The 12808-nt window shown below is 46.5% G+C and carries 15 protein-coding genes; 5 read left to right on the forward strand and 10 right to left on the reverse strand.

Annotated elements, in window-relative coordinates; genetic code table 11:
- Positions 1-472 precede the first annotated feature (472 nt).
- Complete coding sequence (locus H8S84_RS07570; protein ID WP_187066734.1) at positions 473-1102, reverse strand: thioredoxin family protein; 630 nt, start codon at positions 1100-1102, stop codon at positions 473-475.
- Between the two features lie 11 nt (positions 1103-1113).
- Positions 1114-1614: a TlpA disulfide reductase family protein gene (locus tag H8S84_RS07575; RefSeq protein WP_187066735.1), complete on the reverse strand. Its 501-nt coding sequence runs from the start codon at positions 1612-1614 to the stop codon at positions 1114-1116.
- 110 nt (positions 1615-1724) lie between these two features.
- On the opposite strand from H8S84_RS07575, the gene H8S84_RS07580 reads away from it, so the two are divergent.
- Positions 1725-2282 carry a type 1 glutamine amidotransferase domain-containing protein gene (locus tag H8S84_RS07580; RefSeq protein WP_187066736.1) on the forward strand — a complete coding sequence of 186 codons (558 nt, stop codon included), beginning with the start codon at positions 1725-1727 and terminating at the stop codon, positions 2280-2282.
- Between the two features lie 180 nt (positions 2283-2462).
- Here H8S84_RS07580 and H8S84_RS07585 read toward each other — a convergent pair whose 3' ends face one another.
- The 3 genes from H8S84_RS07585 to H8S84_RS07595 form a co-directional block, all read right to left on the reverse strand.
- Positions 2463-3008 (reverse strand): DUF6992 family protein, encoded by a 546-nt coding sequence (locus H8S84_RS07585; protein WP_230407106.1) that lies wholly within the window; start codon positions 3006-3008, stop codon positions 2463-2465.
- 90 nt (positions 3009-3098) lie between these two features.
- Positions 3099-3842, reverse strand: a complete 744-nt coding sequence (locus H8S84_RS07590; protein WP_187066737.1) for a YceI family protein — start codon at positions 3840-3842, stop codon at positions 3099-3101.
- Between the two features lie 123 nt (positions 3843-3965).
- Positions 3966-4601 carry a porin family protein gene (locus H8S84_RS07595; protein WP_187066738.1) on the reverse strand — a complete coding sequence of 212 codons (636 nt, stop codon included), beginning with the start codon at positions 4599-4601 and terminating at the stop codon, positions 3966-3968.
- A 486-nt stretch (positions 4602-5087) separates the two neighbouring features.
- On the opposite strand from H8S84_RS07595, the gene H8S84_RS07600 reads away from it, so the two are divergent.
- Entirely contained in the window at positions 5088-5990 is a 903-nt protein-coding gene (locus H8S84_RS07600; RefSeq protein WP_187066739.1) for a histone deacetylase family protein, read from the forward strand.
- 110 nt (positions 5991-6100) lie between these two features.
- Here the strand turns inward: H8S84_RS07600 and H8S84_RS07605 are convergent, their stop codons facing one another.
- From H8S84_RS07605 to H8S84_RS07620, 4 genes are all read right to left on the reverse strand, one after another.
- Positions 6101-6307 carry a hypothetical protein gene (locus H8S84_RS07605; RefSeq protein WP_187066740.1) on the reverse strand — a complete coding sequence of 69 codons (207 nt, stop codon included), beginning with the start codon at positions 6305-6307 and terminating at the stop codon, positions 6101-6103.
- 146 nt (positions 6308-6453) lie between these two features.
- Positions 6454-7152, reverse strand: a complete 699-nt coding sequence (locus H8S84_RS07610; protein WP_187066741.1) for a methyltransferase domain-containing protein — start codon at positions 7150-7152, stop codon at positions 6454-6456.
- A complete protein-coding gene (locus H8S84_RS07615) occupies positions 7139-8251 on the reverse strand; it encodes a type III polyketide synthase (RefSeq protein WP_187066742.1) in 1113 nt (370 codons plus the stop codon). Before H8S84_RS07615 ends, H8S84_RS07610 begins: the two co-directional genes overlap by 14 nt.
- A 200-nt stretch (positions 8252-8451) precedes the next feature.
- Positions 8452-9564: an NAD(P)/FAD-dependent oxidoreductase gene (locus H8S84_RS07620; protein WP_187066743.1), complete on the reverse strand. Its 1113-nt coding sequence runs from the start codon at positions 9562-9564 to the stop codon at positions 8452-8454.
- A 162-nt stretch (positions 9565-9726) separates the two neighbouring features.
- Between H8S84_RS07620 and H8S84_RS07625 the strand changes: the two genes are divergently transcribed.
- The 3 genes from H8S84_RS07625 (at position 9727) to H8S84_RS07635 (ending at position 11796) form a co-directional block, all read left to right on the forward strand.
- On the forward strand, positions 9727-10101 hold the full coding sequence (locus H8S84_RS07625; protein WP_187066744.1) for a T9SS type A sorting domain-containing protein: 375 nt from the start codon (positions 9727-9729) through the stop codon (positions 10099-10101).
- A 145-nt stretch (positions 10102-10246) separates the two neighbouring features.
- Positions 10247-11272 carry an alkaline phosphatase D family protein gene (locus H8S84_RS07630; protein WP_187066745.1) on the forward strand — a complete coding sequence of 342 codons (1026 nt, stop codon included), beginning with the start codon at positions 10247-10249 and terminating at the stop codon, positions 11270-11272.
- Between the two features lie 113 nt (positions 11273-11385).
- A complete protein-coding gene (locus H8S84_RS07635) occupies positions 11386-11796 on the forward strand; it encodes a hypothetical protein (RefSeq protein WP_187066746.1) in 411 nt (136 codons plus the stop codon).
- Between the two features lie 88 nt (positions 11797-11884).
- On the opposite strand, the gene H8S84_RS07640 is transcribed toward H8S84_RS07635, so the two are convergent.
- Positions 11885-12238 carry a hypothetical protein gene (locus H8S84_RS07640; RefSeq protein ID WP_187066747.1) on the reverse strand — a complete coding sequence of 118 codons (354 nt, stop codon included), beginning with the start codon at positions 12236-12238 and terminating at the stop codon, positions 11885-11887.
- Between the last annotated feature and the right edge of the window lie 570 nt (positions 12239-12808).

The following is a 12808-nucleotide window of genomic DNA, read 5'->3' on the forward strand; positions in this document are numbered from 1 at the left end:
TGCCTTTGGCTCTTTTTCTGATCGTTGCCCGGCTTTAGTGGCCTTTGATGCCGCCCAGCCCCCTAAAAGCCTGAAAGACACGCCACTTTTAAATTCGTAAATTCACAATCACGGTCAACTAGCGGCTATGCGTAAACATACGGTTATTAACACTATGTGCGAAGGTGAACTTGTATCTCGTTAGCTGTCTTTCGGCTTAGGCAGCTTAAGTATACTACAAGATAAACAAAGTATAGTAGTTTTGCTATTCTTCAGGGTGGCTGTGTTTAAAAGGTTGTGTTATAGAGAGTAATATAGTATTTAAATGCAAATACAGAGGTTTGGGAGCTGAATATACATGGTGTCTGCAGCCCCAGGCTTTCTTAATGTATGCGTTATAACCAGAATATACTCGTTTATACACGTCTACAAACAAAAGCCCCTGCTAAGTATACTTGGCAGGGGCTTTTGTTTGTAGACTTTATTTAGCGAATTATGCTTGTCGCCACTTTATGGTGCAGCCAATGGCTTTTGTGTTAGGCTGGCTAACGGTTTTTCCAGCTACCATCTCGTCGAGGGCTTCCTCAGCATACTTCTTCTCCACTTTAGAAGCGTCGCGGCTATTATCGTCTATAGTGCCAATGTAGGCTACTTTATATTTGCCGTCTTTCTGCTTCTGTACAATATACAGGTGTGGTGTGCGGGTGGCGCCGTAAGCTTTTGTTATCTCCTGGCTTTCGTCGTGCAGATAGGCAAACGGGAAGCTCTTCTCTTTGGCACGCTGCTGCATGTGGGTATAAGAGTCTTTTGGCGACACGTTTACATCATTCGGGTTAATAGCAATAACCGGGTAGCCTTTAGGTGCATACTTTTTATGCAGGTCTATGATGCGGTCTTCGTATGCTACAGAGTAGGGGCAGGTGTTGCAGGTAAAGGTAACGATAAAGCCCTTGGCATCTTTGTAGTCGGCCATGGATACCATTTTGCCGTCTACGTTCTTCAGTTTAAAGTCGCGGGCAGTGTCGCCAACCTGGTAACCGTTGTCGGCAGGAGCAGCTGCCAGAAGTACGCCCACAAACAGCAGGCAGATAAAGTACACGAAAGGTAGTTTAGACTTTCTCATAGAGGTTAAGGTTATGGTTTATACTTAGTGATCAGTTTCTGCAATTCTTCCTGCGATAGCTCCTTCTCTACAAACTCGTACTGCTTACGCTTGTTGTTGAACACTATGGTGGCAGGTATAGCCCCACTCCACTTCGGCTCCAGCTTATCTATCCAGGTGTTGGCATCTACTTCATCGAGCAGCATCACATCAGACTTTAGACTACGTTTCTTCACAAAGGGTTTAACGCGGGTGTTCAGGTCTTCGGCGTGGTCCATACTTACCAGAATTACACGCACGGGCTTGTTTTTGTATTGCTCGGTAAGCGCCTCAAAGTATGGCATCTCTTTAATGCAGGGTTTGCACCACGTGGCCCAGAAATTTACCACATACAGGGTATCATGGGGGGCGTTGCGAATCTTTTGCAGATCGTTATACTTTATCACCTTCACCTCCTGGGCAAAGGCAGGTGCAAGGGCAAGTATAAATAGTGCTGTGGCGGCTGTCAGTTTTTTTATAAAAGTGAAGTTCATGCTTATAAAACGAAGATTAGGCTAAGGCTATTGCTTATACGATACTTTAACAATTTAGCTTTTAGTTCGTTATTGTAAAAACAAATTTTAACCTATAAACAAACTTAAACATGGGTAATACATTAGAAGGAAAGAAGATTGCTATACTAGTGGAAGAGGGATTTGAGCAGGTAGAACTTACTGAGCCGCTAAAGGCGCTGAAAGAGGCAGGTGCCGAAGCGCATATTATCTCCCCGAATAAAAACAGCGAAATAAAAGCCTGGAACCGCACCGAGTGGGGTGATAAGTTTACAGTTTATAAGAAACTGAGCGAGGTAAATGCCGATGATTACAACGGGCTGGTATTGCCAGGCGGCGTAATGAACCCCGACAAGCTGCGCACAAACAAAGATGCCGTTAGCTTCGTGGATAAGTTTATGACATCAGGAAAACCGGTAGCAGCCATATGCCACGCCCCCTGGACACTGATAGAAACAGGCAAGGTAAAAGGCAAAAAAATGACCAGCTACCATACTTTAAAAACCGACCTAAAAAATGCCGGCGCTGAATGGGTAGACGAGGAAGTAGTGGTGGATAACGGATTAGTAACTAGCCGCAACCCCGACGATATACCTGCCTTTAACAAGAAGATGATAGAAGAGTTTGCTGAGGGCAGGCACGACAGGTAAAATCTCATCAGCTATACTTCACCAAGAGCCGCACTTTATACTTTAAGGTGCGGCTTTTTTATTGTCAGGATTTTAAGATGAGCAGGATTGCCTTAGGAAGAGGTTATTTACTGTCATCTTGAATACTCTTGAGGCGAGAGCCGAAGAGAGCCAGCGGAACTGTGAGAGATCTCTTTAGGATCAGGGTATTAACCTAAAGAAATCCGAGGCTAAATTCTCCAGCATCACCACCAGCACTACATCCAGCAGCAGCAGGAAAAAGCCCTGCAAAAAGATAGACCTGCCCCAGCCCATTAATCGCTCCGGCCTTAAGTGTGCCGTTTGGGAGCGTTGTTTCAGGTAAGCCCCCAACAACAGGTAAGCTACATCTAAGCCCACGTTCAGGTACAACACCTTTTTATACCACACATGTTGTTGTATACTTTCCACCACATCCATAGCCGCCTCGTTCAGCGATATAATGTTGTGTAGGGCAATGCCGGCAATGATCAGGTTCACGATGTTCCAGTACAGGTTCATCTGGTAGAAATACTTAGGAGAGCGGGTAGTGGTGGTTAACTTAAAGCTTGCCAGTAGGATGTTCAGGATTGCCCAGCCGCCAAGCACCAGCATGCCCACCCGAAGTATACTTTTCTGCTCCAGGTTTACAGTTGCCAGTGCGCCGGTTTGTGCCTGCGCAGCTAAGGCAAGCAACAGCAACGGCAGCAAGCAGAGGTATTTTCTCATTCTTTATACTTTGTTGTTTAGGGCTTGAAACGAACTTTATGCGTGTTTAGCATAAAACCCGTGCAAAAGAGCAAAGTATAGGGTGGCTTTTTAAGGCTGGTTTGCCTGTGGTTTGGCTACAATATCAAACCCAATGTTTACTTCCGGCCGGATGGTCTGGTCGCCAAGCGATTTGTCGGAGCGGTACACCAGGCCCCACTGGGTGCGGTCTATGTTAAAGTTGGCTTTGGCTTTGAGCAGGCTGTCTTCCAGAGTAACTTTAGCCGGAAATGTAATGCTTTTTGTCTGGTCTTTGATCGTAAGGTTGCCGGTGATAAAGTGTGTTGGTTTCTTTACGCGCAGGGCATCGTCGGAGGTAGGTCTGGCAGCTGGCTGTTTTACAAGTGTGCTGTCGTAGGGGGCAATGCCAGTCAAATCGAACCTAGCGGTGTTATACTTCTCCACGTCAAAAAAATCAGCAGACCGGAGGTGTTTGGTAAGTTTGGCGTTGCCGTTCTCGTCTATGCTTTTGTCGTCGGAGCGCAACAAGGTCATGTCTATCATAATGGTGCCGCTAGTAAGCAGGCTGTCGTCCATGTGCAGTTCGCCCTCTTTTATTTTAAAGATGCCGTTGTGGCGGCCTGTCATCTTAGCGCCGATCCAGGTTAGCTGGCTTTTAGCGGTATCAATGGCATAGGTAACAGAGGGAGCCGCAGTAATGTTTTTAGGAGCAATAGCTTCGCCGATCAGGGCTTCGTCTGTTTTAACAGATGTGTCGCAGGCGGTAAGGGCTGTAAAGCTGAAGAGCACAGTAAAAAGACAGTACTTTAATATGTTCAGGTGGTTTGGACTCATATAATTATGGGTTTTACAGGCCATGCCAGGCCATATGCGCCTGCATATAGTACGCTATTACGGTTTAAAACGATATTTAGAGCCTTTTAGTACCCTTAAGCAACAAGTACACTTGGTGTTACATCAGAAGATGCCGATGCCTAAGTATACTTCTATGGCCCCTGCTTTTATGTCTTGGTTCACGTCTCGCCCAGCCTTATCGGTTTTGATCAGGTCTGCCAGCCCGAGGCTGTAGCGGGCACCTAGCCTGAAGCGGCTTATGCGACCTTCAAACCCTGCGGCCACACCATAATCAAAGGTATTGTAACGCTCCAGGTTTACCTCTTTATCTTCTTCATGTGCCTGTATCATAGTGGAAACCTGTGGGCCCAAGTGTATGCTCACGTTGTCGGTTAAGTTGAAAACTGCCAGGATAGGCACCTCTATGTAATCGAACCTGAAGGTAGAGTCGTTGCGCTCATAGCCTCTGCGGGAGTAAAGCGCTTCTGGCTGTATAGAGAAAAAGTCGCTAAGCGGAAACTGTAAGAACAGCCCGGCATGCCATGTGGTATACCTGTCTATGTTGCCCAGCAGGTCTTTGTCGCTTCCGTTTATCTCGGCAAAGTTAACACCACCTTTTATACCAAATCCGCCATTTGGTCCGCTTAGTCCGCTTAGCATATTATGGTCTTGCTGTTGGGCAGTAGGTCCTCCGCCTTCCTGTGCCTGGGCCGCGAAAGTATATAAGAGTAAGAACAGTGCGGTAAGTAGTTTTTTCATAGTATAGCTTCTTATTAAGGTTTATAAGCAGGTATAGCTTATACCTGATACACCATATACTCTGATAGTTACCTATAAAGTTGCACAACGTGTAAAAGCTGTTCCGGAAACGAAATAACGCTCCACAGATACGGCACCGCTTTGCATGGTTAAGGCTTAAAGAGTTTAAGAAAGTCCGGGTAAATTTTTTAGCAATCGAAACCTGTAAAGTATACTTTTTGACCTGATAATATGAAATTGTTAAGAATTGTTGTGTCGCTTTACATAGATTTAACAGCAAATGGTGGATAACTTTTGTTAATAAACATAGTTATCCACATTTATCCACAACTAAAGTTATTGATACTGATGCAAGGGAGAGGCTGTGTAAAAGGTTATCCACTTTGCACTTTTCTGTTGCTAAACAGCTTAGCTTTTGCACACTTTTGTAGAGGCGCAGGCGCTAAGTATAAACCTGCACTGCCGGATAATTGTTAGCTTTGTGTTATGCTAAAAATTGCCTGGTCAGAGATATTTGCGCACAGCCTGCCAGAGGGGCACCGCTTCCCGATGGCGAAGTATGATTTGCTTCCCGAGCAACTGCTCTACGAGGGCACCATTACCAGTGCCAACCTGTTTGAGCCGCAGCCCTTAGCCGAGCAATTTATACTTGATACCCACGACGCAGATTACTGGCACCGGCTAAAGCACCTGCAACTAACCCCGTCTGAAATCCGCAAAACAGGCTTTCCGTTGTCTGAGGAGTTGGTAAACCGCGAGGTGGTTATCATGAACGGTACCTTGCAGGCGGCATTGTTTGCGCTGCAGTATGGAGTAGGCATGAACATAACTGGCGGCACGCACCATGCTTTTACCAACAGGGGAGAGGGCTTTTGCCTGCTAAACGACATCGCCATTGCCGCCAATTACCTGCTCAAGTATGAAAATATAAACAGGATTTTGGTAGTTGATCTGGATGTGCACCAGGGTAATGGTACGGCACAGATTTTCGAACACGAGCCACGTGTGTTCACCTTCAGCATGCACGGTGGCCACAATTATCCCTTCCATAAAGAAAAATCAGATCTGGATGTGCCTTTGGCCGAGGGAACAGACGACAAAACATACCTGAGTTTGCTGCAGCATCACTTGCCTCGCTTGCTAGACAAGCATGAACCGGAGTTTGTGTTTTTTCAGTCGGGGGTAGATGTGCTGGCGACAGACAAACTAGGAAAGTTGGGTATGAGCATAGCCGGCTGCAAAGAGCGCGATCGCATAGTGCTGGAGCTGTGCCATCGCCATAAATTACCGGTGGCTATAAGTATGGGAGGCGGCTACTCCAAACAAATTGCCCACATCGTAGAAGCCCACGCCAACACGTTCAGGTTAGCTCAGCAAGTATACTTTTAGGAGGTAAGAGTTTTGAATAAGTGATTGAATGAATTATGCAGGTGTTCATTCTGCCTGTCTTTTCTGCTCCTGGAAATCCTGATTCAAAAATCAGACAACCAATAACCGAATTACTCCCTAGTTTTGAGTTTATCGTCGTCGCGTTTGCGGCCGGGTATGATGCTGCGGAGCATAATGTAGATCACCGGTGCTAGGGCCAGCACAAGTATAACATACAGCACCAGCTTCAGTGCCTTCACAAAAAGAGAGATCACCACAGCTGATATCGCAATTGAAACTATGAACAGGAGCCAGAACCTGATATTGTCTTTTGTCATACTTAGCTATACCTTAAAAGCTATGGATAAGTTGATTTTGACTGGAGAATGAACTGAGCTTATAGATGATGAGTGAAAGAGTAGTTGCTAAAAGTTTTCCTTTGAAGAGGTTAGGAAGATGAACGGCAACCAGAGCAAATAACCAGCTATACTTTCTCTAGTACCAGCTGCCATCTGAATGCCCACATCCATTTCAGGCTATACTTGTCGATGCCTGCCTGCTCCACTAAATGCTCCAACTCCTCGCGTTTAAAAGCTCGCCACACTGAAAGCGGCGCATCGTTCTTCACAAGCCTTGAGCCAGAAAAAGCGGACGTGATATATTTGATAGAATAGTAGGCCAGCCAATGCCGGTGCAGGTCGTTGATAATAACGGCCATACTTGCCTGCTGATAGAGTTGCCGGAACAGCCGCACGAGCTGCTCATCAGTAAAATGATGGCAAAACAGGCTGCATACGATCACATCATACTGCTGCGCTGCAAATGCCTCCGAGAAAACATCATACTGGGCTACACTTATCTCCGGGAAATCGGCGCAGTGACTGCGGGCATACTGCACCATAAAGTCGTTGGCGTCTATTCCCTCCAAATCAACTTTTATACTTCTACGCCTGGCCCACTTAGCTATACTTTTCAACGTGTCGCCGCCGCCGCAGCCAATATCAGCAATGCGTAACGTGTAATTTTCTGGTAGCTGCAGTTTATCCAACGCATCCAATACCACTTTATGCCCACCCAACCAGTTATTGATAACCTCCAGCTCCGTCAGGTTACGGCGCAGTTCCTCACCGGATAGGGTCAGGTCGTCCATCAGTTCCAGCTCATTAGACCTATACTTTAGCATAGTGCACCTTTAGCAGCATAGATTCTAGGGTAAGGCCAGGGCCGAAAGCGAAGCTGAGCACAGGCTCGTTCTGCTCTTTTGGAGTTAAGTTTTGCATCAGGGCCTTCAGTACAAACAGCACCGTTGCCGACGACATATTACCGAAATCGCGCAGCACCTGGTAAGCAAAGCGGTTGTCGTCTCGGGTCATACCTAATTCCTGCTCAATCACTTCCAGAATGCGTCTGCCGCCAGGGTGTATGGCAAAAAGATTTATTTCTGAAATAGTTGTTTTGAGCCCCTGCAACAGCCGCTCCGTCAGTTCTTTTATTCCTTTTTTGATGAGATCGGGCACGTAAGAGGAGAGGGTCATCTCAAAGCCGGTATCGCCGATGTGCCAGGCCATATCGCTTTTTCCGGCAGGAGCCAGGTCGCAGTGGAAAGACTGCAGCTCCAAGCACACTTCCTTGCAAGGTAAACCCTGCATCAGCACGGCTGCGGCGCCGTCGCCGAACAAAGCATTGGATAGCAGGTGATCAGGCTCGTCGTGTTTCTGAAAATGGATGGTACAGATCTCTGTGCATACCAGCATCACTTTTGCCTCCGGGTTGGCTCTGCAAATAGAATCGGCAAGTTTGATGGCGTTAAAGGCGGCATAGCAGCCCATAAAATTTACGGCAGTGCGCTGTACACAAGAAGATAGTTGTAGCCGCTCTACCAGGTCTATGTCCAGGCCGGGGGCGTACATGCCGGTGCAACTAACCGTAATCAGGTGCGTGAGGTCCTGCATGGCAACAGAAGATTGCTCCAGGCACTGGCGTATTGCTTCCTCCGATAGGTTAACGGCATGCTTCCGATACATCTCCATGCGCTGCTGCACGGTTGGGAAGGGCTCCAGTGTTGGGGTGTTAGGGTAAAAGGTAAACTCTCCGTTGCGGCGGGTATAATCCTCCAATACGCTGTAGCGCTGGCCTATACCAGATACTCTGTAAAGTGCCTTTAGTTTTCGTGTTTCCTGCTCGTTAAATTGCAGCGCCTCGGCCATAAAATCAGCTACCTGCATCTGAGGTATTTTGTGGGGTGGGTTGGCAGTGCCTATGGCGCAAATGTAGCTCTTCATGTTTGTGTCGTTTTCGCGTTCTGTTTATCGGCAGGGAAGTATAAGCTCTGGCTGATATGCTTACGTGTATAAGCCGATTAAGAGACCAAATGTTTAAAGTAGGCAAGCAAGCCAGAAGCATTAACGGCTCTTTCGCTTAAAAGCACCAAAACAGAACATGCCATTAAGTACGCAAGCAAACCTGTATTAGATGTATTCGGCTAAAAAGGCTGGCCATGTGTCTGGCGCATAATATACTTTACAGCAGCAGGCAGGCGCTTAAGCACACCAATTGCCACTTCAGACAATACCGGGGCACCAAATAATTGCTGCACGGTGCGGCCCACCTGCAGGCGTCTTTCAAACTGTTTTTTCCAGGCTAAAGTATACCGCTGCTCCAACTGCTGGCGGTTGCGGCCATTGCTAAAATAACGCACCACCTCTTCTGCTGCCAGTTTACCCGAATGAATGGCCATGGCCATGCCGTTGCCGCACAAAGGTGTGATCATGCCGGCTGCGTCGCCACACATGAGCATGTGCTCCTCCACGCAGGTTTTTGTTGCAAAGGAGATTTCGTTTATCACCTCTGGTTTAGCATACAGAAAATCAGCCTCAGTAAAAATGCGTCGCAGGTGTGGGTTTTGGTAAAGTATGGCCTGCTCCATGGCGGGTATGGTGCCATGCTGCTGCAGGTTACGGCGGGTGGTAAGGTAGCAAAAGCAGTAGCGGTTATCTTCTACAGCCGATATGCCTGCGTACCCGTCTTTGAAATTGTGAAGCGCGATCTGGTCTTTGGGCTGGTGGTAGTGCAGGTGGTATTTTACGCCAATATACGGAGAGCGGGAAGTAAAGAAATTACGTGCCAGTTGCCTGTCGAGGTTAGTACGTTTGCCATATGCCCCCAGCACCACTTCTGCTTGCATACTTTCTCCGTCTGATAGTTTGAGATTAAAATAGTTATCTGCAAAAGTGACATCCTGTACAGAAGTATTAAGCTTAAAGGTTACCCCCTGCTGTTGTGCCAGCTTATACAGGTAATTATCCAACGTGAAGCGGCTCAGCCCAAAGCCTCCTAAATCCAGGTTGGCCTCCAAAATTTTCCCGCTTGGTGAGGTAAGAAAAAATTTAGAGATAGTTGCCGGCGAAAGTTGTTCAATTTCTGCACCTAGACCAGCCAGGTAAGGCAATACCTCATTAGAAACATACTCGCCGCACACCTTGTGGAACGGATATTCCTTTTTTTCGATAACAGTTACGGAAACACCATGACGTGCCAGATGCAGAGCACTGGTAAGTCCGGCTAGTCCGCCACCGATAATAATTACCTGCTTCAATGGTTTATTCTTTTGCTTTATTGTTTAAGTACAATTTAGTATACCGAATTTTAGTGAATGCACCTTTTTTATAGTGTATAATGCAAGAACAATTTATTGTGTAAGCCGTTAATTAAATTGGAACGACTTTTGTAACTTTGAAGGAGAATATACATTACGTACATGAAGAAACTTATACTTACGCTTTTTACAATTTCAACAGTGCTTTTAGCGCAGGCACAGGCCAGGACAGGTGTTGCTGGGCCGGTGCAGGAGACCGAAAAAGCACTGCAGGTAGACCAGCAGGATGAAGAGCTTGCAATCTATCCAAACCCTAGTAATGGCGTTTTCACCATATCTGTTGCAAACCTGCCAGCCAAAAAGGCAGAGTTACGCATCATAAACGTTATCGGTAACGAGATTTACCGCGAAACGTTGACACGCGGCGATGGTCAATTCTCTAAAACAATTGACCTTACTGGAAAAGCAAAAGGCCTTTATTACGTGAAGCTCGAAACAGACAATTACAGTTCTGTGAGAAGAGTTGTGGTAAAGTAATGGATATAGACTCGTGAAAGAGGCGGCGGTTTCTGCAAAGAGGCTGCCGCTTTTCTATTTAACTAAAATGTAACACCAGAAGCGAGAAATTAGCAACTCGCTTTTTTTATATTTGCCTGAATCAAATCCTATCACTGCTACTGTTATGCTTCATAAGTATACTTATTTCCGGTTGCTGGCCTTTACGCTGCTCCTCTTAAGTGCCTGCCAAAAGCCTGCCACTACTACACAAACCCAAGATTCACTTACCACGCTTGCCTTCGGGTCTTGCAACCGCGAAGATCTGCCACAACCGCTGTGGCAGCCAATCATCCAGAACAAACCACAGGTATGGGTATGGTTAGGCGATAACATTTACGGAGACTCTGATACCATGGTAGTGCTGCAGCGCAAGTATAACATGGTGCTACAGGAGCCCGGTTATCAGCAACTGCAGCAGGAGGCAAAAGTAATTGGCGTTTGGGACGACCACGACTATGGTAAAAACGACGCTGGCAAAGAGTATAAGATGAAAGAGGAAAGTGCGCAGTTGTTCTGGGATTTTATAGGTGAGCCAGCTAACAGTCCGCGCCGCCGGCAGGAGGGCGTTTACAGTGCCCATACGTATGGTCCTGCCGGAAAGCAGGTAAAAGTAATATTGCTCGATAGCCGTTATCACCGCGATTCGTTGGTACGCATTAACAGGGTATACCAGACAAACTATACCGGCGATATACTTGGCGAGGAACAGTGGCGCTGGCTGGAGCAGGAACTTCGCAACAGCACCGCCAGCATCAACATAATCGGCAATGGCATACAAATACTACCCGAGGAGCAGGTATTCGAAAAATGGGCTAACTTCCCAAAAGCACGCAAGCGCCTGCTAGATCTGATTGCTGCCTCTAATGCCAAAGGGGTTATACTTGTAAGCGGAGACCGGCACATTGCAGAGATATCTAAAACTACACCACCAGGTATGAGCTATCCGCTGTACGAAGTAACCAGCAGCGGCATGACGCATGTGTACAGCGGCAATGTGGTGGAGCCAAACAAGTATCGGGTAGGAGATCTGATCAAGCAATTAAACTTTGGCGTTTTAAACTTCCACTGGAACGACAAGCAGGTGAAAGTGGAGATGCTGATAAAAGGCGAAGAGAACAAAAACCTTCTAGAGCATACGGTAACTTACTAAGCACAACAAGTATAAATAAAGGCGGCTTTGCGTAGCAGGGTCGCTTTTTTTTGTGCTTATAGATTTAACTTTTGTGAGCAGCTTGTGTCAAAAGCAAAATAACGGAAAACACTATGAGACAGAACATCCTCTTAAAAACTTTACTGGTAGCAAGCTTCGGATTTATAGCAGCTGGAGCCATGGCGCAGGAGCAGCAGCAGGGACCTGCCAACCGGCAGGAGATGGAAGCACAGCAAACAGAAAGACTTACCAAACAGCTAAGCTTAAATGCCGAACAGGTTACAAAACTGCAGGAGATAAACAAAAGCTCCAGAGAAGCCATAACCGCTTTGCGCAACGACCAAAGTATGGCACGAGAGGACAAGATGGAAAAAATGAAAAGCCTGCGCGCTGAGCGTGAAGCCGCCATTAAAGCTATACTTACCGCAGAGCAAGTGCAGAAGTTTGAAGCTATACAGCAGAACCAGCAAAACAGGCAAGGGCAGCAACAGCAGCAGGGAGGTAGAAGAAGAAGGGCTAACTAACTTATGCCCTGTTAAGCTAAGCGGCCTGCCAAGTTTTACTTAGCAGGCCGCTTATTTTTATATACAATGGCAAGGTAAAGCTTTGTTTTTAGTAGTTCTTCTCCGGAAGTATAGTTTTAGGAACATAGCCTGTTAACACGGCAGTGTCTTTGCGGATGCGGGCATGCACAAAAATAGCATGCGTAGAGTCCAGCACATGAATGCTCTGAGATGTATCAAAACTTGTAAGGGATGGGCTCTGAAAATCGGGCTTCGCATACAACTCACCCCCGATAAGTGGCCTGGTTGCAAAAAGTACATCAGCCGGAAGTGGAGCATCTATACCTGTTTCGCTTGCCATGGTAGCCTCCGAAGCATCCTGTTCAACAGCATTGCGCTTGTTTTCGCGGCAAGATGCAGCAAGTATGATAACAAAGAATCCTGAGAGTAGAAGTATCCTCATGTAGGGTAGGTGTACTGGTAGTGCTCTGATAAGTTACATTAAATTAGAATCTTATCAAAACTTGTGATGGTTAACCGAGGACGTAAGTAAAGTGGCCCTCACAGTTCAATTATCGAACTCGCTAAAGCAAGAGTTCAGTCAAATCTACGAATTAAGCTCTATTCTGTCAGTAAGCCCGTTAATGCCTACAAAACATAAAAGTGTTTTAAACGTGCTACAACGCTAATTACATCCTTTACTATACCCGAACCAGTTAACTACTTTAAAATTATTGAAAGCAATAACTGAGGTCAGACCCAAACTGGTAAGGATAGACATAAAACAGCACAATAGGTGAGGAGGCGCGAGCCTCTTCTACGGAACTGCGTCCGCGTGAAATTTAACCGTTTTTAAATCCTATAAAAAAGAACTTTCCTTCGTGCCTGTATCTGCCTTTGTGGACAATAAGGCTTATGAGGGATGGGTCGGCAAATCGGTTTCCCCTCCCTTGCTTTTGTAGCAGCCTCAAGGCAGCGTGGCCGATTTTAATAATTTTTTGCCAACGTGTTCGTGTATACCCTGTGCGAGGCT

This window comes from Pontibacter cellulosilyticus (assembly GCF_014306105.1).
Lineage (GTDB): Bacteria > Bacteroidota > Bacteroidia > Cytophagales > Hymenobacteraceae > Pontibacter > Pontibacter cellulosilyticus.